Annotated in this window: 21 protein-coding genes; 15 read left to right on the top strand and 6 right to left on the bottom strand. The window is 62.4% G+C overall.

Annotated features, from left to right (window positions below; all coding sequences use genetic code 11):
• Positions 1-16: 16 nt before the first annotated feature.
• The 5 genes from kdpD to H7A77_RS09885 all read right to left on the bottom strand — a co-directional run bounded on the left by kdpD (position 17) and on the right by H7A77_RS09885 (position 7,248).
• Positions 17-2,713, bottom strand: a complete 2,697-nt coding sequence (gene kdpD, locus H7A77_RS09905; RefSeq protein WP_033642182.1) for a two-component system sensor histidine kinase KdpD — start codon at positions 2,711-2,713, stop codon at positions 17-19.
• A gap of 73 nt (positions 2,714-2,786) precedes the next feature.
• Positions 2,787-3,356 carry a potassium-transporting ATPase subunit KdpC gene (gene kdpC, locus H7A77_RS09900; RefSeq protein ID WP_033651192.1) on the bottom strand — a complete coding sequence of 190 codons (570 nt, stop codon included), beginning with the start codon at positions 3,354-3,356 and terminating at the stop codon, positions 2,787-2,789.
• 18 nt (positions 3,357-3,374) lie between these two features.
• Positions 3,375-5,444 carry a potassium-transporting ATPase subunit KdpB gene (kdpB, locus tag H7A77_RS09895; protein WP_033651166.1) on the bottom strand — a complete coding sequence of 690 codons (2,070 nt, stop codon included), beginning with the start codon at positions 5,442-5,444 and terminating at the stop codon, positions 3,375-3,377.
• A gap of 26 nt (positions 5,445-5,470) precedes the next feature.
• Complete coding sequence (kdpA, locus tag H7A77_RS09890; RefSeq protein WP_182074099.1) at positions 5,471-7,159, bottom strand: potassium-transporting ATPase subunit KdpA; 1,689 nt, start codon at positions 7,157-7,159, stop codon at positions 5,471-5,473.
• Entirely contained in the window at positions 7,159-7,248 is a 90-nt protein-coding gene (locus H7A77_RS09885) for a K(+)-transporting ATPase subunit F (protein ID WP_016928742.1), read from the bottom strand. The genes kdpA and H7A77_RS09885 overlap by 1 nt, the downstream gene beginning before the upstream one ends.
• Before the next feature lie 441 nt (positions 7,249-7,689).
• Here H7A77_RS09885 and H7A77_RS09880 point away from each other — a divergent pair, with 441 nt between their 5' ends.
• The 12 genes from H7A77_RS09880 to nei all read left to right on the top strand — a co-directional run bounded on the left by H7A77_RS09880 (position 7,690) and on the right by nei (position 17,983).
• Positions 7,690-7,899 (top strand): YbfA family protein, encoded by a 210-nt coding sequence (locus tag H7A77_RS09880; RefSeq protein ID WP_004939916.1) that lies wholly within the window; start codon positions 7,690-7,692, stop codon positions 7,897-7,899.
• A gap of 142 nt (positions 7,900-8,041) precedes the next feature.
• On the top strand, positions 8,042-8,998 hold the full coding sequence (locus H7A77_RS09875) for a DUF523 and DUF1722 domain-containing protein (protein WP_033651168.1): 957 nt from the start codon (positions 8,042-8,044) through the stop codon (positions 8,996-8,998).
• Positions 8,999-9,014: 16 nt separating this feature from the next.
• On the top strand, positions 9,015-10,445 hold the full coding sequence (gene phrB / locus H7A77_RS09870) for a deoxyribodipyrimidine photo-lyase (protein WP_072628175.1): 1,431 nt from the start codon (positions 9,015-9,017) through the stop codon (positions 10,443-10,445).
• A gap of 22 nt (positions 10,446-10,467) precedes the next feature.
• Positions 10,468-11,448, top strand: coding sequence for an MBL fold metallo-hydrolase (locus tag H7A77_RS09865; RefSeq protein ID WP_042783859.1), 981 nt, complete (start codon positions 10,468-10,470; stop codon positions 11,446-11,448).
• Between the two features lie 18 nt (positions 11,449-11,466).
• The gene (locus H7A77_RS09860) at positions 11,467-12,210 is read left to right on the top strand and encodes a type 2 GTP cyclohydrolase I (RefSeq protein WP_016928738.1); all 744 of its coding nucleotides are present in this window, start codon (positions 11,467-11,469) and stop codon (positions 12,208-12,210) included.
• 159 nt (positions 12,211-12,369) lie between these two features.
• Positions 12,370-13,026: a 5-oxoprolinase subunit PxpB gene (gene pxpB, locus H7A77_RS09855; protein WP_071997796.1), complete on the top strand. Its 657-nt coding sequence runs from the start codon at positions 12,370-12,372 to the stop codon at positions 13,024-13,026.
• Positions 13,020-13,952 (top strand): 5-oxoprolinase subunit PxpC, encoded by a 933-nt coding sequence (gene pxpC / locus H7A77_RS09850; RefSeq protein ID WP_047572334.1) that lies wholly within the window; start codon positions 13,020-13,022, stop codon positions 13,950-13,952. The genes pxpB and pxpC overlap by 7 nt, the downstream gene beginning before the upstream one ends.
• Positions 13,942-14,682, top strand: a complete 741-nt coding sequence (gene pxpA, locus H7A77_RS09845; RefSeq protein WP_004939906.1) for a 5-oxoprolinase subunit PxpA — start codon at positions 13,942-13,944, stop codon at positions 14,680-14,682. Before pxpC ends, pxpA begins: the two co-directional genes overlap by 11 nt.
• A gap of 54 nt (positions 14,683-14,736) precedes the next feature.
• Positions 14,737-15,468: a DUF969 domain-containing protein gene (locus tag H7A77_RS09840; protein ID WP_016928734.1), complete on the top strand. Its 732-nt coding sequence runs from the start codon at positions 14,737-14,739 to the stop codon at positions 15,466-15,468.
• On the top strand, positions 15,465-16,484 hold the full coding sequence (locus H7A77_RS09835; protein WP_108680285.1) for a DUF979 domain-containing protein: 1,020 nt from the start codon (positions 15,465-15,467) through the stop codon (positions 16,482-16,484). Before H7A77_RS09840 ends, H7A77_RS09835 begins: the two co-directional genes overlap by 4 nt.
• An 8-nt stretch (positions 16,485-16,492) precedes the next feature.
• A complete protein-coding gene (gene pcp / locus H7A77_RS09830; protein ID WP_016928732.1) occupies positions 16,493-17,137 on the top strand; it encodes a pyroglutamyl-peptidase I in 645 nt (214 codons plus the stop codon).
• A 54-nt stretch (positions 17,138-17,191) separates the two neighbouring features.
• Complete coding sequence (gene nei / locus H7A77_RS09825) at positions 17,192-17,983, top strand: endonuclease VIII (protein ID WP_047025691.1); 792 nt, start codon at positions 17,192-17,194, stop codon at positions 17,981-17,983.
• A gap of 57 nt (positions 17,984-18,040) precedes the next feature.
• On the opposite strand, the gene H7A77_RS09820 is transcribed toward nei, so the two are convergent.
• A complete protein-coding gene (locus H7A77_RS09820) occupies positions 18,041-19,333 on the bottom strand; it encodes a citrate synthase (protein WP_033642196.1) in 1,293 nt (430 codons plus the stop codon).
• Positions 19,334-20,062: 729 nt separating this feature from the next.
• On the opposite strand from H7A77_RS09820, the gene sdhC reads away from it, so the two are divergent.
• From sdhC to sdhA, 3 genes are read left to right on the top strand one after another with little or no spacing between them, the layout of a single operon-like run.
• On the top strand, positions 20,063-20,452 hold the full coding sequence (gene sdhC / locus H7A77_RS09815; protein WP_004939893.1) for a succinate dehydrogenase cytochrome b556 subunit: 390 nt from the start codon (positions 20,063-20,065) through the stop codon (positions 20,450-20,452).
• On the top strand, positions 20,446-20,793 hold the full coding sequence (gene sdhD, locus H7A77_RS09810; protein ID WP_004939891.1) for a succinate dehydrogenase membrane anchor subunit: 348 nt from the start codon (positions 20,446-20,448) through the stop codon (positions 20,791-20,793). Before sdhC ends, sdhD begins: the two co-directional genes overlap by 7 nt.
• Entirely contained in the window at positions 20,794-22,560 is a 1,767-nt protein-coding gene (gene sdhA / locus H7A77_RS09805) for a succinate dehydrogenase flavoprotein subunit (protein ID WP_015376974.1), read from the top strand. It begins immediately after the preceding gene.
• The last annotated feature ends 14 nt before the right edge of the window (positions 22,561-22,574 follow it).

Raw genomic sequence — 22,574 nt, 5'->3', positions numbered from 1 at the left:
GTTTCCCCTGCGTTGATTACAGATCGAAGGCGTCGCCGTCGATCTCGGGCGGTTTTTCCAGCGGCAGCACGAAGCGGAAGCTGGCGCCGCCGTTGGCGCCGTTTTCCGCCCAGATGCGGCCGTCATGCACTTCAATAATGGCACGACAAATCGCTAACCCCAAGCCGACGCCGGGGATCGCCGACTCTTTATTGCCGCGTGAAAACTTGTCGAAAATCAGCTGCAGCTGATCGGCGGGGATGCCGGGGCCGTTATCCCAGACCTCGACTTCCAGCCACTCGGGCAGCGTGCGGGCGCGAATGCCGATGGTGGCCTCGGCGCCGGCGTATTTATTGGCGTTTTCCAACAGGTTGGTGAACACCCGTTCCAGCAGGCTGCCGTCGCAGTTGACCAGGATCTGTTCCGGCGGCAGATCGACCTCGATCGGATGCTGGCTGAGCAGCGGCTCCAGCATATGCAGCGAAGCGCCGACGATCTCTTCCAGCGACTGCCACTCTTTACGCAGGCTGAAACCGCCGGACTGGATGCGCGCCATATCCAGCAGGTTGTTCACCAGCCGGGTGGTGCTCAGCACCTGCTGGCGGATCTGGCTGGCCTGGGTGGCGTGATTGGAGCCTTCGGCCGCCAGGTCCAGCGTGAGAATTTCCGCCTGGCCGAACAACACGGTCAGCGGGGTGCGCAGATCGTGCGACAGCGCCGCCAGCAGCGAGTTGCGCAGCTGTTCGCGTTCGGCGTCCAGCTTGGCTTCTTCGGCGCTGCGCGCCAGGTGCAGCCGTTCCAGCGCGCTGGCGATCAGCACTGCGAAGGTTTGCAGCAGCCGCTGTTGTTCCGGCACCATCAGCTGGCGCAGGTTGTTGGGTTCGATCGCCAACAGGCCGAAGGTCTGTTTGGGGGTATTGAGCGGCAGCAGTTGGTAAGGCACGCCGGGCAGGGTGTCGGTGCCGGCGCCGGCCGGCAAGCCTTTATCGAAACTCCAGCGCGCGATGGCTTCGTCTACCGACAGCAGCCCGCCTTCCTCGCCGATCATTTGCTGCAGCCGGCCGTCTTCCTGCGGCAGCAGCAGCACGGTTTTCGCCTGGAAGCTGCTGGAGAGGAAATGACGGCTGGTGTTGGCGATGTCGGCCACGGTCAGCGCGCGGCTCAGCCCGCGTGACATTTCGTACAGATGGCGCGCCCGCTGCTCGCGATAGCGCGCCACCCGGGCCTGATAACGCACCCCGGCGGTCAGGTTGCCGATGATGATGCCGACGGCGAGCATCACGCCGAAGGTCAGCAGATACTGCATATCGCTGACGGCGAACGACCATTCGGGCTGAACGAAGAACAGATCGAAACTGGCGACGTTGATCACCGCCGCCAGCACCGATGGCCAGCGGCCGAAGAACAGCGCGACGATCGCCACGCCGAGCAGGTAGACCATCACCAGGTTGGCCTGATCGAAGCCCGGCAGCAGCCACTGCGAGAGCAGGGTGATCAGCGCGCACAGCGCCACCGCCACCGCGCAGCCGCGCAGCTGCATGCGCCATTTCTCATTGAAGCTGCGGCCGTCGTGCTCCTTGCCCGGCGGCGGCTGTGCGGCGTCGCTGTCCAGCGCGACGATCACCAGATCGAGATCCGGGCCCAGCCGGCCGAGGCGATCGGCGAAACTGCCGCGCAGCTTCCAGCGCTGCTCGCTGCGGCGGCCGATGATGATTTTGCCGAGGTTATGCTCGCGGGCGTAGCGCAGCACTGCGCGCTCTTCGGACGGATCGGCCAGGGTGGCGGTTTCGGCGCCCAGCTCCTGCGCCAGCCGCAGCGCGCGCAGAATGGCGCGGCGCTGGTTTTCCGGCAGCCGGTGCAGCTTGGGGGTTTCCACGTAGACCGCATGCCAGTGGCAGCCGAGCCGCGCCGCCAGCCGGGCGGCGATGCGCACCAGCTTTTCGTTGCCGCTGTTGTGGCCGACGCACAGCAGAATGCTGTCGCGGGTGTGCCACACTTTCTCGCGTCCCTGGGTGTCGCGAAACTCGCGCATCTGGTCATCGACCCGATCGGCGGTGCGGCGCAGCGCCAACTCGCGCAGGGCGATCAGGTTGCCTTTACGGAAAAAATGCTCGATGGCGCGCTCGGCCTGACCGGGAATATACACTTTGCCTTCGTGCAGCCGTCGGCGCAGATCGTCCGGCGGCAGATCGACCAGCACCACTTCGCTGGCCTCGTCAAACACGTGGTCGGGCACCGTTTCGCGCACCCGCACGCCGGTCACGCCGCCCACCACGTCGTTCAGACTTTCCAAATGTTGTACGTTGACGGTAGTCAGCACGTCGATACCGGCGTCCAGCAGCTCTTCCACATCCTGCCAGCGTTTGGGGTGGCGCGAACCGTGGGCGTTGCTGTGCGCCAGTTCGTCCATCAGGATCAGCGCCGGATGGCGCGCCAACGCGGCGTCGAGATCGAATTCCTGCACCAGTCGCCCACGATGCTGGATGCGCTTTTGCGGCAACAGCGCCAGGCCGTCGAGCAGGGCGGCGGTCTCGCTGCGGCCGTGGGTTTCCACCACGCCGACCAGCACATCCAGCCCCTGTGCGCGCAAACGCTGGGCCTCCTGCAGCATGGCGTAGGTTTTGCCTACGCCGGCGCAGGCGCCGAAGAATACCTTCAACCGGCCGCGCGGTTTTTCATTGGCCAGCGCCAGCAGGCTATCGGGATCGGGACGCTGCTGTTCTTCTTCGACCATGACAATTCCTTGTGTTACCAAGCAAAAAGGGGTTCGGCATGCCGAACCCTATCACTATGCTGAATACGGCGCGTTACTTCAACGCATCCAGCGCCAGGTTCAGCTTCAACACGTTGACCACCGATTCGCCCATGAAGTTGGGCGTGGCCCGATCGGTGTTGTCTTCGATCAGTTTGGCGACCTGTTCCGGCGGCAGATGACGTGCCGCCGCGACCCGCGCCAGCTGATACCGCGCCGCGACGATCGAGATCTGCGGATCCAGCCCGCTGCCGGAGGCGGTCAGCAGATCCACCGGGATCGGGCCGCTCATGGCCGGATTGGCCTGGCGCAGCTGCGCCGCGCGTTCGGCGATAGCCTTATCCAGCGCCGGGTTGGTGGCCGCCAGGTTGCTGCCGGCGGAGGCCAGTGGATTATAGGCTGAATCGCCGGTCGCCGACGGGCGGCCCCAGAAATAGTCGGCGCGCGTGAAGTTCTGGCCGATCAGCGCGGAGCCGACCGCCTTGTCGCCCTGGTACAGCAGCGAACCGTTAGCCGCGCCCGAAAACAGCAGCTGCGCCAGCCCGGTGGTCAGCAGCGGATAGGCGATGCCGGTGAGCAGCGTCAGCAGGATCAACATCACCAGCGCAGGTCGTAAATACGTCATGTTCATTTCCCTCAATGGTTAACCGGCGACGTGCAGCGCGACCAGGATCAGGTCGATCAGTTTGATGCCGATGAACGGCACCAGCAGACCGCCGACCCCGTACAGCCACAGGTTGCGGCGCAGCAGAGCCGCGGCGCTCATCGGTTTGTAGCTCACCCCTTTCAGCGCCAGCGGGATCAGAAACACGATCACCAGGGCGTTGAAGATCACCGCCGACATGATGGCGGAGGCGGGGGAGTGCAGGTGCATCACGTTCAGCGCGTTCAGCTGCGGATAGGTGGCCGCGAACGCCGCCGGAATGATGGCGAAGTACTTGGCCACGTCGTTGGCGATGCTGAAGGTGGTCAGCGAGCCGCGCGTCATCAGCATCTGTTTGCCGATATGCACCACTTCGATCAGCTTGGTCGGGTTGGAATCCAGATCGACCATGTTGCCCGCCTCTTTGGCGGCCTGGGTGCCTGAGTTCATCGCCACCGCCACATCGGCCTGCGCCAACGCCGGGGCGTCGTTGGTGCCGTCGCCGGTCATCGCCACCAGACGGCCTTCCGCCTGATACTGGCGGATCAGCGCCAGTTTGGCTTCCGGCGTGGCTTCCGACAGGAAGTCGTCCACCCCGGCTTCGGCGGCGATCGCCGCCGCGGTCAGCGGGTTATCGCCGGTGATCATCACCGTTTTGATGCCCATCTTGCGCAGCTCATTGAAGCGCTCTTTGATGCCGCCCTTGACGATATCCTTCAACGCCACCACGCCCAGCACCCGGGCGCCTTCCGCCACCACCAGCGGCGTGCCGCCGGTGCGCGCCACGCTTTCCACCAGATCGTCCACCGCCCGCGGGAAGTGCCCCTGATTGGTTTCGACGTGACGGCGAATGGCGTCCACCGCGCCTTTGCGGATCATGCGCTCCTGCACGTTGACGCCGCTCATGCGAGTCTGGGCGGAGAAGGGCACGAAGGTGGCGTTCAGCGCCTGCAGATCGCGCTCGCGCAGGTTAAAGCGCTGTTTGGCCAGCACCACGATGCTGCGGCCTTCCGGCGTTTCGTCCGCCAGCGAAGCCAGCTGCGCGGCGTCCGCCAGCTCTTGTTCTTTCACGCCCGGCGCCGGCAGGAACTCCGACGCCTGACGGTTGCCCAGCGTAATGGTGCCGGTTTTATCCAGCAGCAGCACGTCCACGTCGCCGGCGGCTTCCACCGCGCGGCCGCTGGTGGCGATCACGTTGGCGCCGAGCATGCGGCTCATCCCGGCCACGCCGATGGCGGACAGCAGACCGCCGATGGTGGTGGGGATCAGGCAAACCAGCAGCGCGACCAGCACGGTGATGGTGACCACGCTGCCGCTGCCGGCCGCCTCGACGCTGTATTGCGAGAACGGGAACAGGGTGGCGGTGGCCAACACGAACACGATGGTCAGCGCCACCAGCAGGATGGTCAGCGCGATTTCGTTCGGCGTTTTGCGGCGTTTGGCGCCTTCCACCATGGCGATCATGCGATCGAGGAAGGTTTCCCCCGGGTTGACGCTGCACTGCACCACCAGCCAGTCGGACAGCACGCGGGTGCCGCCGGTGACCGAGGAGAAGTCCCCGCCGGATTCGCGGATCACCGGGGCGGATTCCCCGGTGATGGCGCTTTCATCCACCGAGGCGCCGCCCTCCAGCACTTCGCCGTCGCACGGAATGGTGTCGCCGGCTTCCACCAGCACGATATCGCCTTTGCGCAGGCTCTCGGCGGCCACTTTCTCCGTGGCGCCGTCGCGGCGCGGGCCGGCCAGTTTTTTCGCCCAGCTGGTTTTCTTGGTGCCTTTCAGGCTTTCCGCCTGGGCCTTGCTGCGGCCTTCGGCCAGCGCCTCGGCGAAGTTGGCGAACAGCACGGTGAACCACAACCACAGGGAGACGCTGCCGGTAAAGGCGGCGGCACCGTCGGTTTGGCCGGCGAGGATCGCCAGCCAGATGGCGGTGGTCAGCAGGCTGCCGATATACACCACGAACATCACCGGGTTGCGCCATTGAACGCGAGGGTCCAGTTTTTTCACCGCATCGATCAGCGCGGTGCGCACCAGAGCCGGTTCAAACAGCGCGCGTTGTTTGCGAGTCATCTCTTATTCTCTCTCTGTGACGTCGGTTAGTTTGCCAACCAAAGTTGCAAATGCTCGGCCACCGGGCCCAGCGCCAGCGCCGGCACGAAGGTCAGCGCGCCCACCAGCAGCACGGTGCCGATCAGCAGGCCGATAAACAGCGGCCCATAGGTCGGCAGGGTGCCGTTGCCCGCCGGCTGGCGTGGCTTGGCGCTCAGCGAACCGGCGATCGCCAGCACCGGCAGGATCACCCCGAAGCGGCCGACGAACATGGCGAAGGCCAGCAGCAGGTTGTAGAACGGCGTATTGACGCTCAAGCCGGCGAAGGCGCTGCCGTTGTTGTTGGCGGCGGAGGACAGGGCATACAGCACTTCGCTGAAGCCGTGGGCGCCCGGATTGAGGATGCCGGCGCGGCCCGCGTCGGTGCCGATGGCCAGCGCGCTGCCCAGCAACACCAGCGTCGGCGTGACCAGGATCGCCAGCGCGGTCATCTTCATGTCGTAAACGTCGATTTTTTTGCCCAGGTATTCCGGGGTGCGGCCGATCATCAGACCGGCGATAAACACCGTCAGCAGCACGAACAGCAGCATGCCGTACAGGCCGGAGCCGACGCCGCCGAACACCACTTCACCGATCTGCATCAGCCACATCGGCACCATGCCGCCCAGCGCGGTGAAGGAGTCGTGCATGGCGTTGACCGCCCCGCAGGACGCGGCGGTGGTCACCACCGAGAACAGGCTGGTGGCGAGAATGCCGAAGCGCGACTCTTTGCCTTCCATATTGATGTTGCTGTCGGCGCCCAGCGCGCTCAGGTGCGGGTTGCCCGCCAGCTCGGCGACCATCACCACCACCACCGCCACCACGAAGATCAGCGCCATCGCCCAGATCAGCGCGTGGCCCTGGCGGTTTTCACCGGCCAACTGCCCGAAGGAGAAGCACAGCGCGCAGGGGATCAGGAAGATGGCCAGCATCTGCACGAAGTTGGTCAGCACGGTTGGGTTCTCGAACGGGTGCGCCGAGTTGGCGCCGAAGAAGCCGCCGCCGTTGGTGCCGAGCATTTTGATCGCTTCCTGCGAGGCCACCGGCCCCATCGGCAGCGTTTGCTGCGCGCCTTCAAGCGTGGTGACGTGCAGGTAAGGCAGGAAGTTTTGCAGCGTGCCCTGGCTGACGAAGAACAGGGCGATCAGCAGCGCGATCGGCAGCAGCACATACAGCGTGATGCGGAACAGATCGGCCCAGGCGTTGCCGACGGTCTTGCCGGCGCGGCGGGTAAAGGCGCGGATCAGCGCAAAGGCCACGGCGATGCCGGTGGAGGCGGAGACGAAGTTCTGCACCGCCAGCCCGGCCATTTGGCTGAAATAGCTGAGGGCGCTTTCGCCGCTGTAGGCCTGCCAGTTGGTGTTGGTGACGAAGCTGACGGCGGTGTTGAGCGCCAGATCCCAGGAGAGGCCCGGGAAGCCTTGCGGGTTGAGCGGCAGCGAGCCCTGCGTCATCAGCAGGGCGAACAGCAATGCCAGGCCGAGCAGGTTGAACGCCAGGATCGCCAGCGCGTACTGCCACCAGTTCATCTCGGTGGCGCGGATGCCGCAGGCGCGCCAGACGCCGGCTTCCACCCCGCGCAGCGCAGGCAGCGGCTCACCTTCGATCAGGCGCGCCATAAAGCCGCCCAGCGGCCGGGCCAGCAGCAGAAGCACCAGCAGGAAGCTGGCGATCAGTAAAAAGGCTGAAGCCGCCATCAGAAATCCTCCGCGTTAAACAGGGCGTAGACCAAATAGGCCAACAGCAGCAGAACCAACAGCGCACCACCAATAACGCTGAAACTCACGGGACACCTCCAGAGGTGTTGTTTTTGATAGAGGCAGTGTAGGGAGAGGGGTAGAAAGAAGATGAAAAAATCGCGCGGGTGGGTGTAAAAAAAGTATAAAAATGGCTGAAATTGCAGCGGAAATTCAGCATTTCAACCATCAGGCCGGTGGCGAGATTGCCCCTGATGGGGGAGGGAGAACGGGCGTAAGCGGGAAATAATAACCCGGATAATAACCACAACGTAACCAATGTTAAGTTAAAAATTAACTTGATTGTAACAAAATTACGAATCGCCGCGGTGATTAGCGATTTTTTGTGCGATTTAGTGGTCGGATGAGTAGTAAACTTTCATCAAGTGCGCTAAAATTTTGTCCAGTTACCAAATTACCGATTGTTCATTTGATACGCCCACGCCGTTTTCCCTGACAAATCAACGGCAGGCGTTTTTAAGGAGGTTCGCATGTCTACGACCTATCACGCTTATTCACTGCATCGGATTCTCCTGCGCCGCAGCGCAGTGGTGATCGCGGGCATTTTGGCCCTGCCGGTGATGCTGTTCCGCAGCGATCGCGGGCGTTTTTACAGCTACCTGCACCGCGTCTGGTCAAAAACCAGCGATAAACCGGTCTGGCTGCAGCAGGCGGAACTGGCGTCCTGCGACTTCTACTGAGTCACTGCCGACTCACGAACAACCCTCGCCCTGCGGCGGGGGTTTTTTTATGCCCCAAGCCCGCTGCCGTCAAGCGCAAGGTCGTATTTGGCAAGCCATTCTTCTACACTTTCCCCATCGACCAACACCACGAGAGAACGGTATGAGTGACAAGATCCCTATCGGCATCAGCGCCTGTTTACTGGGCGACGCGGTGCGTTTCGACGGTGGCCACAAGCGGCTGGCCTTCGCGGTGGAACAGTTGGCGCCCTATGTGCGCTTTGAGCCCGTATGCCCGGAAATGGCGATCGGCCTGCCCACGCCGCGCCCGGCGCTGCGCCTGGTGAAACAGGCGCAGCCGTGGCCGGCGATGCGCTACAGCAACGACGCCGGCGTGGATCTGACCGAGGAGATGCGCAGTTTCTCCGCGCAGCGCGTGGCCGCGTTGCAGCACTTGTGCGGTTACATCGTCTGCGCCAAGTCGCCGAGCTGCGGCCTGGAGCGGGTGCGGGTCTACAGCGAGAACGGCAAGGACTCGCGTAAAAACGGCGTCGGGCTGTTTACCGCCGAGCTGCTGCGCCAGATGCCGTGGCTGCCGGTGGAAGAGGATGGGCGTTTGCAGGATGCGGCGCTGCGGGAAAACTTTATCGAGCGAGTGTACGCGCTGTATGAGTTGAACATGCTATGGCGTCAGGGGCTGACCCGCGGCGGGCTGATCGCGTTTCACAGCCGCTACAAGCTGTCGCTGCTGGCGCATTCGCAGCCGGCGTACCGCGAACTGGGGCGTTTCGTCGCCGACATTCATCGCTGGGACTCGCTGGAAGACTTCGCCGTGGAGTACCGCAGCCGCCTGATGGCGCTGTTGGCGCACAAGGCGACGCGCCGCAACCATACCAACGTGCTGATGCACGTGCAGGGTTACTTCCGCCGCCAGCTCAGCGCGGCGCAGCGCCAGGAGCTGGCGCACCTGATCGACCGCTACCGGCAGGGCATGCAGCCGCTGCTGGCGCCGATCGCCTTGCTTAAGCATTACATGGCGGAATACCCCGACAGTTATTTGGCGGAACAACGCTATTTCGAACCTTATCCGGAGGCGCTGCGTTTGCGTTACGGCCATTGATTGACAAGGGAATTTTATGACCACGCATCTGGTCTGGTTGCGTAACGATCTGCGTATCACCGACAACAAAGCGCTGCACGCTGCCTGCAGCGATCCCAAAGCCCGGGTGCTGGCGGTGTTTATCGCCACCCCGCAGCAGTGGCGGGAACATGAGATGGCGCCGCGGCAGGCGGCGCTGATCCACGCCAGCCTGCGGGCGGTACAGCAGGCGCTGGCGCAAAAGGGCATTGCGCTGCATTGCCATGCCGGCACGGACTTTGCCGCGTCGATCGACTGGCTGGCGGAGTATTGCCGGCGAGAGCAGGTGGACGCGTTATTTTACAACCGCCAGTACGAACTGAATGAACGGCGACGCGATGCGCGGCTGGAGCAGCAGTTGAATGGGCGGGTAACGTGCCACGGTTTTGATGACAGCCTGCTGTTGCCGCCGGGCAGCGTGCTAACCGGCGGCGGCGAGATGTACAAGGTTTATACGCCGTTTCGCAACGCCTTCATTCAGCGCCTGACTGAGTCCGACGTGAGCTGCCTGCCGGCGCCGAAGATCCGTGCCGATGGCGCGTTGCCTGCGCCTGAAGCGCCGGCGGCGTTCGATTATCCCGCGGCGGACATCGGGGATGATTATCCCGCCGGCGAGGAGGCCGCGCTGCAGCGGCTGCGCGCCTTTTGTCGTGAGCAGGTGCAAGATTACCTTCGGCAGCGCGATCTGCCCGCCATCGCCGGCACCAGCAGCCTGTCGCCCTATCTGGCGATCGGCGCGCTGTCGCCGCGCCAGTGTTTTAACCGCCTGCGCGCCGAATGCCCGCAGCTGCTGGAAGATCGCGAGAGCGGCGCTTTCGCCTGGCTGAACGAGCTGATTTGGCGCGAGTTCTATCGCCATCTGCTGGTGGCCTACCCCGAGCTGTGCCGCCATCGTCCCTTTATCGCCTGGACGGACAAGGTGCGCTGGAGCGCTGACGCGGCGAAGCTGCAGGCCTGGCAGCGGGGCGAAACCGGCTATCCGATCGTCGATGCCGCCATGCGCCAACTGAACGCTACCGGCTGGATGCACAACCGGCTGCGCATGATCAGCGCCAGTTTTCTGGTGAAGGATCTGCTGATCGACTGGCGCGCCGGGGAGCGCTATTTCATGTCGCAACTGCTGGACGGGGATCTGGCGGCCAATAACGGCGGCTGGCAGTGGGCGGCCTCCACCGGCACCGACGCCGCGCCGTATTTCCGCATCTTTAACCCGACCACCCAGGGTGAACGTTTTGATCCACAAGGCACTTTCATCCGTAAATGGTTGCCGGAACTGGCGGATGTGCCCGACAATGACATCCATTACCCCCACCGCTGGGCGGAAAAGCAGCGCCGTACGCTGAACTACCCGCTGCCGATCGTCGATCACAAACAAGCCCGCGTGGAGACGTTGGCGGCGTTCGAGGCGGCGAAGCGGGGAGAGTCTTGAGGCAACTGCAAGGAGCGACGTAATGATGAAAAAGGTGCTGGCCCTGTGCCTGAGCGGCTATTCCGCGCTGGCGATCGCCGGCTTTGACGTGGTGGCGCTGGGCGTCGACGGCGGCGTCAGCGACGGCAACCTGACCTCTTATCTGATCCGCAGCGATAATCAGCCGCAGTATGTGGCGCTGGACGCCGGCTCGCTGCTGCCGGGCATCGCCAAAGGGCTGGAGAAGGGCAGTTTCCCGCAGGTGACCCCCGAGCTGGCCGCGCCTTACACGCCGCAGGGCTATGTGTTCCGGCAGTTGATCGGCGGCTATTTCATCAGCCACGGCCATCTGGACCACGTGGCGGGGCTGATCGTCGGCTCGCCCGAGGATAATAAAAAAACCGTTTACGCCCAGGCGGACACCGTGCTGACCCTGCGCAACCATTACTTCAACTGGAAGGCCTGGCCGAACTTTACCGACGCCGGCAACGGCTCGCGGCTGGGCACCTACCGGCTGCAAACGGTGCGGCCGCAGCAGCGCTTTACCCTCGGCCTGACCGGGTTGACCGGCGTGATGTACCCGCTCAGCCACGATCGCTACCCGTCGTCAATGCTGCTGATTTCCAACGGCAACGAGTTCTTCGCCTACTTCGGCGATACCGGGCCGGACAAGGTGGAGCAGTCGCGCGATCTCGATGCCGTGTGGCGCGTGCTGGGGCCGCTTGTCGAGCAGAAAAAGCTCAAGGGCATGATTATCGAAACCTCTTACCCTAACGGGGTGGAGGACAAACATCTGTACGGCCATCTGACGCCGGCCTGGCTGCTGAAGGAGCTGAAGAACCTGACGCAGTACAGCGGCGGCGAAGGCTCGCTGAACGGTCTGCCGGTGGTGATCAGCCACATCAAACCGAGCCTGAAGCAGGGCGAAGACGCGCGCGCCGCCATTGCGCAGCAGCTGGCGCAGGGCAACGATCTGGGGGTGAAATTCATCCTGATGGCGCAGGGCGATCGGCAGACATTTTGACTATGAAGAGAGAAGAGAATGCGTAACCTCGATCTGGAACAACTGATCAACACGGAACTGAACGCCGCGGCGTTTCAGGACTATGCCCCCAATGGATTGCAGGTGGAAGGGCGCCCGCACGTGCAGCGCATCGTGACCGGCGTCACCGCCTGTCAGGCGCTGTTGGACGCCGCGGTGGCGCATCAGGCCGACGCGATCATCGTGCATCACGGCTATTTCTGGAAAAACGAGGCGCCGGCGGTGCGCGGCATGAAGCGCAACCGCCTGAAAACGCTGTTGACCCACGACATCAATCTGTACGGCTACCACTTGCCGTTGGACGCGCATCCGGTGCTGGGCAACAACGCGCAGCTGGCGCAGGCGCTGGGCATTCGGGTGATTGGCGACGTCGAGCCGCTGGTGCCGCACGGGGAATTCGAACAGCCGCTGACCGGCGAAGCGCTGCAACAGCGCATCGAAAGCCGGCTGGGGCGCGCGGTGCTGCACTGCGGCGATAACGCGCCTGAGCATATTCGCCGAGTGGCCTGGTGCACCGGCGGCGGCCAGGGCTTTATCGACAGCGCGGCGCGCTTCGGCGTCGATGCTTTCATCAGCGGTGAAGTGTCTGAGCAGACCATTCACAGCGCGCGCGAAATGGGCGTGCATTTCTTTGCCGCCGGCCACCACGCGACCGAGCGCGGCGGCGTGAAAGCGCTGGGGGAATGGCTGGCTCAGCACCACGGTTTTGATGTGACCTTTATCGATATCCCGAATCCCGCCTGATTTTTTTCTGCGTCGGATCCAGCCCGGCCTGCGCGCCGGCTGAATCCTTTTATCGCGCTATTTCCTTATTTTCCTTATGGTTGCGTTCTATTGACAGCCGGGGCTGCGTCACGCATAACTGGTGTGTTTTTCAGCGCGATAATAATAAGGAGAATAAGGGTGCAACAAGCGCGTTATTACCTTTTAGGTGAAAGAGCGGTAGTGCTTGAACTGTCACCGCCGGTGACGTTGCCGAGCCAGCAGCGCATCTGGGCGCTGGCGGAAAAGCTGAATCATCATCCTGACGTGCGGGAAGTGGTGCCGGGAATGAACAACCTGACGCTGCTGTTGCATACGCCGCAGGCCGACGCCGAAGCGATGCTCGCGTTACTGCAGCAGGGGTGGGAAAGCAAAGAGCGCCTGACGCCGGAGTCGCGTCAGGTGGAGATCCCGGTTGTCTACGGCGGGGAACAGGGCCCTGATCTGGATGAGGTGGCGCGCCATACCGGCATGACGCCGCGACAGGTGGTGGAATGCCATGCGGCGGCGGCTTACGTGGTCTATTTTCTCGGCTTTCAGCCGGGCTTCTCCTATTTGGGCGGCATGCCGGAAAAACTGGCGACGCCGCGCCGCGCCGAACCGCGTCTGGCGGTGGCGGCCGGCTCCGTCGGTATCGGCGGCGGCCAGACCGGCATCTATCCGCTGGCGACGCCCGGCGGCTGGCAGCTGATCGGCCGCACGCCGCTGGCGTTGTTCAATCCCCATGAAATGCCGCCGACGCTGCTGCGCCCGGGCGATAGCGTACGCTTTGTGCCGCAGAAGGAGGGCGTATGCTGATTATTCTGCGCGCCGGCATCTATACCACGGTGCAGGATTTGGGCCGTGAAGGATTTCGCCGTCTGGGCATCAGTACCGGCGGCGCGTTGGATCAACCGGCGCTGAAGATCGCCAACCTGCTGGTGGGCAACGCGCCGGAGGCCGCCGGGCTGGAGATCACGCTCGGCCAGTTCAGCGCCGAGTTTACCCGTCCCGGCTGGATCGCCCTGACCGGCGCCGGCTGCGACGCGCAGCTGGACGGTAAGCCGCTGTGGACCGGCTGGCGCTACCCGGTGAAAAAGGGGCAGCGGCTGGTGCTGGGCACGCCGAAGCGCGGCATGCGCAGTTATCTCGCGATCGCCGGCGGTATCGCCGTGCCGGAAATGCTGGGCTCGCGCAGCACCGACATGAAAGCCGCTTTTGGCGGGTGCGAGGGGCGTAATCTGAAGGACGGCGATCGGTTGCCGCTGGGCAAATCCGCCGCTGAACCGCAAACCCGCTGTGGCGTGAAGCAGTTGCTGTTCACCAATCGCATCCGTGCGTTGCCGGGGCCGGAGTACGCCGAATTCAGCGAAGAGGCGCAAGATGCGTTTTGGCGCGCCGCCTGGCAGCTCAGCCCGCAGAGCAACCGCATGGGCTACCGTCTGCACGGCGGCACGCCGCTGGCACGCACCACCGACAGAGAGATGCTGTCGCACGGCCTGATGCCCGGCGTGGTGCAGGTGCCGCACAACGGCCAGCCGATCGTGCTGATGGCCGATGCGCAAACCACCGGCGGTTACCCGCGCATCGCCTGCGTGATCGAAGCCGATCTTTACCATTTGGCGCAGATCCGTCTCGGCGAACCGATCCATTTCGTTCTCTGTTCACTGGCCGAGGCGCAGCGCGCCAAGGCCGAGCAGGATCTTTTCCTTCGACAGATTGCCTGGGGGTTACATGATCGTTGATTTGAACGCCGATCTCGGCGAAGGCTGCGCCAACGACCAGGCGCTGTTGCAATTGGTGAGCTCGGCCAACATCGCCTGCGGCTTCCACGCCGGCGATGCGCAGACCATGCGTCAGTCGGTGCGCTGGGCATTGCAGTACGGCGTGGCGATCGGCGCCCACCCGAGTTTTCCCGATCGGGAGAATTTCGGCCGCACTCGCATGCAGCTGCCGCCGGAAACGGTGTACGCGCAGGTGGTGTATCAGCTCGGGGCGCTGGCGGCCATCGCCCGCGCCGAGGGCGGGGTGATGGTGCACGTTAAGCCGCACGGCATGCTGTACAACCAGGCGGCGGTTGAGCCGGCGCTGGCGGAAGCCATCGCCCGGGCGGTGCAGGCGGTCGATCCGGCGCTGCGGCTGGTGGGGCTGGCCGGCAGCGAGCTGATCCGCGCCGGGCAACGGCTCGGTCTGACCACCCGGCAGGAGGTGTTCGCCGATCGCGGTTATCAGGCCGACGGCACGCTGGTGCCGCGCGGTTTGCCGGGGGCATTGATCGAGGATGATGAACAAGCGCTGGCGCAAACCCTGGAGATGGTGCGCCATCACCGGGTGCGCAGCGTCGATGGCGTTTGGACCGCCGTACAGGCGGAGACCGTCTGCCTGCACGGGGACGGCGAGCATGCGCTGGCGTATGCGCGCAAGCTGCGGGACAGTTTTGTTCAACAGGGCATCCGCGTCAGCGCAGAGCAGTAAAGCAAGACACAACATCACAAACAAAAAATTATTAGAAAATATCGAGGGAAGACTATGGAACAGGCCGTGAATCTCTGGCCACTGATCGGCATCGCCGCGATCGTGGTCGGGTTTGTATTGCGTTTCAATCCGGTGCTGGTGGTGATCGCCGCCGGCATCATTACCGGTCTGGCGGCGCTGATGCCGCTGGACGTCATTCTGGAAAAGCTCGGCGAGGGCTTTCTCAATACCCGAAACCTGCCGCTGATCCTGCTGCTGCCGCTGGCGGTGATCGGCCTGCTGGAACGTCACGGGCTTAAAGAGCGGGCGCAGGCGTGGATCGCCAAGATCAAAAGCGCCACCGCCGGCCGTTTGCTGATCGTGTACCTGTTCGTGCGCGAGATCACCGCGGCGATGGGGCTGACCAGCCTGGGCGGGCATCCGCAGATGGTGCGGCCGCTGCTGGCGCCGATGGCGGAAGGGGCGACGGAAAACCGCTACGGCGAGCTGCCGGAGCGTACCCGCCACCGCCTGCGCGCCATGTCGGCCGCTACCGACAACGTCGGGCTGTTCTTCGGCGAGGATATCTTCGTGGCCTTCGGTGCGATCATCTTCATGCATAACTTTATGCTGGAGTCCGGCGGCATTCAGACCGAGCCGCTGCATATCGCGCTGTGGGGCATTCCGACCGCCATTTTCGCTTTCCTGATCCACGCGTTCCGGTTGTATCGGATGGATAAACAGCTGAGCGCCGAGCTGGCGCAGCTGAATCAGGCGGCGCTGCAGGCGAAGGGGGAGGCGCGATGAACTTCCAGCAACAATACCTTTACTGGCTGGCCGGCGCGGTGCTGCTGATTGTGGCGGTGATGTCCTTGCGCGATCGCGCCAACCCGCGCCGCATCACCACCGGGCTGTTTTGGGGGCTGTACGGCCTGGTATTCCTGGTCGGCGACTGGACTTATCGCCTGCTGGGCGATGTACTGGGCGAGGGCAGCAACGAAAAACGCATGCTGCATATCATCGTTGGCGTGGTGGTGGTGGTGATGGCCCTGATTGCCGGCTTCGGCGGCGTGCGCCTCGGCAGCTATCACCAGCGGACGCCGCAGGAGCGCGAGGCGAGCGCCAAGCGCCTGGGCAACAAGCTGTTCATTCCCGCGCTGGCGATCCCGGTGGTGACGGTGGTCGGCGTGCTGCTGTTCAACAACGTGCCGGCGTTGCAAAACGCGGTATTCGGCAGCGGTAACCACGCGACGCTGATCACCCTGTTCTCGATGACCGTCGGCTGCCTGATCGGGTTGGCGATCGCGGTGACAATGACCCATGAGAAGGCGCTGCAGCCGATACAGGAAGCGCGGCGCCTGCTGGATTCGATCGGCTGGGCGTTCATTCTGCCGCAGATCCTCGCCACGCTGGGGCTGCTGTTTACCGTCGCCGGCGTTGGCACTGCGATCTCGCATTTGACCCAGGAATATCTGGCGGTCGATAACCGCTTTATCGCCGTGGCGGTCTACGCTATCGGTATGGCGGTGCTGACCATGGTGATGGGCAACGCCTTCGCCGCTTTCCCGATCGTTACCGCCGGCATCGGCATTCCGATCCTGGTGTTGCAGCACGGCGGCAACCCGGCGGTGATGGCGGCGATCGGCATGTTCTCCGGCTATTGCGGCACCCTGATGACGCCGATGGCGGCGAACTTCAACATTGTGCCGGCGGCGCTGCTGGAGTTGCCGGACAAGAATGCGGTGATCAAAGCGCAGGTGCCGACCGGCGTGCTGCTGCTGTTGGTTAACGTGTTCCTGCTGTATTTCCTGATGTTCCTGTAGGAGTAAGGATGCAAAAAGTATTGATTACCGGCTTCGAGCCGTTTGGCGGCGAGCGCCTCAATCCCTCCTGGGAAGTGGTGAAGCAGCTCAACGATATGGAACTGGTGGGCACGCGTATCGTGGCGCGCCAGTTGCCGTGCGTGTTCGGGGCCGCGCTGGAGGCGCTCAATGCGGCGATCGACGAGGTGCAGCCGGTGATGGTGCTGGCTATCGGCCAGGCCGGCGGCCGCACCGACATCACGATTGAACGGGTGGCGATCAACGTCGACGATGCGCGTATTCCCGACAATCAGGGGCAGCAGCCGGTGGATGAGCCGATCGTCGCCGGCGGTCCGGCTGCCTATTTCAGCACTTTGCCGATCAAAGCGATGGTGAGTTCGATGCGCGAGGCCGGCATTCCGGCCGCCGTTTCGCAGACTGCCGGCACCTACGTGTGCAACCATGTGATGTATGGGCTGCTGCACCGTTTGAGCGGCCAGCGCGAGGTGAAGGGCGGTTTTATCCATATCCCGTATCTGCCTGAGCAGGCGGCGGCGCACCCCGGCGCGCCGAGCATGGCGGCTTCGACGGTGCTGTTTGCGCTGGAGCTGGCCGTTTCCATCGCTTTGCAGGTGGAACACGATCTGAAAGTGGTGGGCGGCGCGACGCATTAATCAAGAGAATCCCCGGCGCATCGGGCTGCGCCGGTTCTACGCAAGGAGTGGTCTATGCCGGAAGGACCGGAGATCCGCCGGGCGGCGGACAAACTGGCGGCGGCGGTGATCGATCAGCCGCTGACCGCCGTCGATTTCGCTTTTCCCCAGTTGAAGCACTACCGCCAGCATTTGCTCGGCGAGCGCATCGTCGCCATCGAGCCGCGCGGCAAGGCGCTGTTGACCCACTTTTCCAATGGGCTGACGATGTACAGCCATAACCAGCTGTACGGCGTATGGAAAGTGGCGGCGGCGGGAGAGACGCCGGAGACCAAGCGCGATCTGCGGGTGCGCCTGGAAACCGCTCGCAGCGCAATATTGCTCTACAGCGCGTCCGACATCACCGTCGGGCCGCGCGAGGAGATAGAACAGCACCCGTTCCTGCAACGCATCGGCCCCGACGTGCTGGACATGACGTTGACGGTGGATGAGGTGCAGGAGCGTTTGCTGACGCCGCGTTTTCGCCGCAGGCAGCTGGGCGGCATGCTGCTCGACCAGGCGTTTCTCGCCGGATTGGGCAATTATCTGCGCGCCGAAATTCTGTGGCAGGCCGAACTGGCGCCGCAGCACAAACCGCAGGATCTGGCGCCGGAAGCGCTTTGGCGTCTGGCGGAGGCGCTGCTGGCGGTGCCGCGTCTTTCCTATCAGACGCGTGGGCAGGCGGATGAGAACCGCCATCACGGCGCGCTGTTTCGCTTCAAGGTGTTTCATCGCAGCGGCGAGCCCTGTGAGCGCTGCGGCGCGATGATTGTGCGCACCGACCTGTCGTCGCGGCCGTTTTATTGGTGCCCGGGCTGCCAGAAATAAGCAAAAAAAACGCCGCCCGAAGGGGCGGCGCTGTGCGGTTTCAGCCGGGGAAGCGGCTTACTTGGTTTTCAGCTGGGATTTGAAATCACGCTCGGCATAGCCGGTGTACAGCTGACGCGGACGGGCAATTTTGATGCCTTCGTCGTGCATTTCGTTCCAGTGCGCGATCCAGCCGATGGTGCGCGCGATGGCGAAGATCACGGTGAACATGGAAGAAGGAATGCCCATCGCCTTCAGGATGATGCCGGAGTAGAAGTCGACGTTCGGGTACAGTTTCTTCTCGATGAAGTACGGGTCGTTCAGCGCGATGTGCTCCAGCTCCATCGCCACCTGCAGCAGGTTGTCGTCCTTCTTGTTCAGCTCTTTCAGCACTTCGTGACAGGTCTCGCGCATCACGGTGGCGCGCGGATCGTAGTTCTTGTACACGCGGTGGCCGAAGCCCATCAGGCGGAAGGAGTCGTTCTTGTCCTTGGCGCGCTTGATGAATTCCGGAATGTGATCGACGGTCTTGATCTCTTCCAGCATTTTCAGCGCCGCTTCGTTGGCGCCGCCGTGCGCCGGCCCCCACAGGGAGGCGATGCCGGCCGCGATGCAGGCGAACGGGTTGGCGCCGGAAGAGCCGGCGGTGCGCACGGTCGAGGTAGAGGCGTTCTGCTCATGGTCGGCGTGCAGGATCAGGATGCGATCCATGGCGCGTTCCAATACCGGGTTCACCACGTACTCTTCGCACGGGGTGGCGAACATCATGTGCAGGAAGTTGCCGGCATAGGACAGATCGTTGCGCGGATAAACGAACGGCTGGCCCAGGGAGTATTTGTAGCACATCGCGGCTACGGTCGGCATTTTGGACAGCAGACGGAACGCGGTGATTTCACGGTGACGCTCGTTGTTGACGTCCAGCGCATCGTGGTAGAACGCCGCCAGCGCGCCGGTCACGCCGCACAGCACCGCCATCGGGTGCGAGTCGCGACGGAAGCCACGGAACAGATGGGTGATCTGGTCGTGGATCATGGTGTGACGGGTAACGGTCGTTTTGAAGGTCTCGAACTCTTCCGGCGTCGGGGTCTCGCCGTACAGCAGGATGTAGCACACTTCCAGGTAGGAAGATTCTTTCGCCAGCTGTTCGATAGGGAAGCCGCGGTGCAGCAGCACGCCTTTGTCGCCGTCGATGAAGGTAATCTTGGATTCGCAAGAAGCGGTGGAGGTAAAGCCGGGATCAAATGTGAAATAACCTTTGGAACCCAGAGCGCGGACATCGAGGACATCAGGGCCCAGTGTCGGTGTCAATACGCCCAGTTCGATCGGAGCTTCGCTGTCGTTAATGGTTAGCGTCGCTTTCTTATCAGTCATTTACTGTCTCCTTAGCGCCTTATTTTAAAAACCACTAACAACTGAAATACCTTAAATCTCTGCAGGTTGCCCGCAAAAAATGGTGCGGACGCTAACTCTGTGAGCGACTGCGCAACTGTGCGCGGGTAGGGTACAGAGTGCTGACCAGGCGAACGAGACGGGTGACCAGTTGTTAACGATTCAGAGTAATTCGTTATAGTCTGTTAATCTTACCTATGAGCTGTTCGAAGAGATGTGAACCTATCCCAATAAACTGTTTTTATTTGCTTTATTTGCTTTTTGACGCCGGCAAAATCGAGCGGGAAACAACGGCTATTGGGATAGGTTCGCCAAATACACTGTTGCATAACTCGAACCCGGGGGGAAGTGTATCTGCTGACCCGTAGCGCATCATAGGACCGTTTGTGCCCCTATATGTAATGGAAATGTTGATCTCTTGTCAAATCAGATAATTAATTTTGCACTAATTGTGAAATCCGTGATCTGAATCACTGTTCGGGGGAAATGTTATCAAAGCGGTTGTATGAGAATTGTAATCAGAATGTGATCCTCCTATACTGCCGCCAGGTCTCCGGATTACCCTGAAGTAGGAGCACCCAGCGTTATAAATGCGCGCCGTTTGAGCACAGAGGATGTTGATGTTTGAGCGCGTGACGTGTAAGGGTTTTAGGCTCTTAACGCTGTCTGATCCCCGCCCAGGCCCGGAGGAAGGAAAATAATAAGAGCTGTGTGGGCAAATACGTGAAAAAACAACGACCTGTCAACTTGGATCTGCAAACGATCCGGTTCCCCGTAACTGCGATAGCGTCTATCTTACACCGAGTCTCTGGCGTAATTACCTTCGTTGCCGTGGGTATCCTCCTCTGGCTGCTGGGCCTGTCACTCTCTTCCCAAGAGGGGTTCCTGCAGGCGGCCGCCATCATGAATAGCTTCATCGTCAAATTCATATTCTGGGGCATCCTCACGGCGCTGGCCTATCACATTTGCGGTGGCATCCGTCACTTGTTAATGGATTTTGGCTACATCGAAGAGAGTTTGGCCGCCGGCACCCGTTCCGCCCAGGTGGCGATCGGTCTGACCGTCGTGCTGTCAGTTCTGGCTGGAGTCCTCGTATGGTAAACAACGTTTCTGCATTAGGGCGCAACGGCGTGCACGATTGGCTGCTGCTGCGTGCTTCCGCTATCATCATCACCCTGTACGTCCTGTATATCCTGGGCTTTTTCGTCACGGCTCCGGAACTCACTTATGACATCTGGCGCGGTTTCTTCGCCACTTCCATTACGAAAGTGTTCACTCTGCTGACCTTGCTGTCGATTCTGGTTCACGCCTGGATCGGGCTGTGGCAGGTGCTGACGGACTATGTCAAGCCGCTGGCGGTTCGCCTGGTGTTGCAGCTGGCTGTCGTGGTCGCGTTGCTGGTCTATTTACTGTACGGAACAATCGTAGTGTGGGGTGCTTAAATGAAACTGCCAGTCAGAGAGTTTGATGCCGTCGTAATCGGCGCCGGCGGTGCGGGCATGCGTGCCGCGCTGCAAATTTCCCAAGCGGGCTCGACCTGTGCCCTGCTGTCCAAAGTTTTCCCGACCCGTTCCCATACCGTGTCCGCCCAGGGCGGCATCACCGTCGCGCTCGGCAACAGCCACGAGGACAATTGGGAATGGCATATGTACGACACGGTGAAAGGTTCCGACTATATCGGTGACCAAGACGCCATCGAATATATGTGTAAAACCGGCCCGGAAGCGATTCTGGAACTGGAACACATGGGTCTGCCGTTCTCTCGCCTGGACGACGGCCGCATCTATCAGCGCCCGTTCGGCGGCCAGTCGCTGAACTTCGGCGGCGAGCAGGCGGCGCGTACCGCAGCCGCAGCCGACCGTACCGGCCACGCGCTGCTGCACACCCTGTACCAACAGAACCTGAAAAACCACACCACCATTTTCTCTGAGTGGTATGCGCTCGATCTGGTGAAAAACCAGGACGGCGCGGTGGTCGGCACCACGGCTATCTGCATCGAAACCGGTGAAGTGGTTTACTTCAAAGCCAAGGCCACCGTGCTGGCGACCGGCGGCGCAGGCCGTATTTACCAGTCCACCACCAACGCCCACATCAACACCGGCGACGGTGTCGGCATGGCGCTGCGCGCCGGCGTGCCGGTGCAGGACATGGAAATGTGGCAGTTCCACCCGACCGGCATCGCCGGCGCGGGCGTGCTGGTGACCGAAGGCTGCCGCGGCGAAGGCGGTTACCTGCTGAACAAACACGGCGAGCGCTTCATGGAGCGTTATGCGCCGAACGCCAAAGATCTGGCGGGGCGCGACGTGGTTGCCCGTTCGATCATGATCGAAATCCGCGAAGGCCGCGGCTGCGACGGTCCTTGGGGCCCGCACGCCAAGCTGAAGCTGGATCACCTGGGCAAAGAGGTGCTGGAATCCCGTCTGCCGGGCATTCTGGAGCTGTCCCGCACCTTCGCGCACGTCGATCCGGTGAAAGAGCCGATCCCGGTTATCCCAACCTGTCACTATATGATGGGCGGCATTCCGACCAAGGTGACCGGCCAGGCGTTGACCGTAAACGAGAAAGGCGAAGACGTGGTGATCCCGGGGCTGTTCGCCGTGGGCGAAATCGCCTGCGTATCGGTGCACGGCGCCAACCGTCTGGGCGGCAACTCGCTGCTGGACCTGGTGGTGTTCGGCCGTTCCGCCGGCATGCACCTGCAGGAATCGTTGGAAGAGCAGGGCGTGAGCCGTGACGCCAGCGACTCCGACGTGGAAGCTTCGCTTGATCGTCTGAACCGTTGGAACAATACCCGTTCCGGCGAAGACCCGGTCGAAATTCGCAAAGCGCTGCAGTCTTGCATGCAGCACAACTTCTCGGTATTCCGCGAAGGCGATGCGATGGCCAAGGGCCTGGAAGAACTGAAAGTGATCCGTGAACGTCTGAAGAACGCACGCCTGGACGATACCTCCAGCGAGTTCAACACCCAGCGCATCGAGTGCCTGGAGTTGGATAACCTGATGGAGACCGCGTATTCCACCGCCGTGTCGGCCAACTTCCGTACCGAGAGCCGTGGCGCACACAGCCGCTTCGACTACCCGGAACGCGATGACGCCAACTGGCTGTGCCATTCGCTGTATCTGCCGCAATCGGAAAGCATGACGCGTCGTGAAGTGAACATGCAACCGAAGCTGCGCCCGGCATTCCCGCCGAAAGTGCGTTCTTACTAATTGCGGAGATCGAC

The organism is Serratia sp. ME47 (assembly GCF_903970925.1).
Taxonomy (GTDB): Bacteria; Pseudomonadota; Gammaproteobacteria; order Enterobacterales; family Enterobacteriaceae; genus Serratia; species Serratia ureilytica.
The sequence above is the reverse complement of the archived record's forward strand: the minus strand, read 5'-3'. Positions and strand labels throughout refer to the sequence as shown.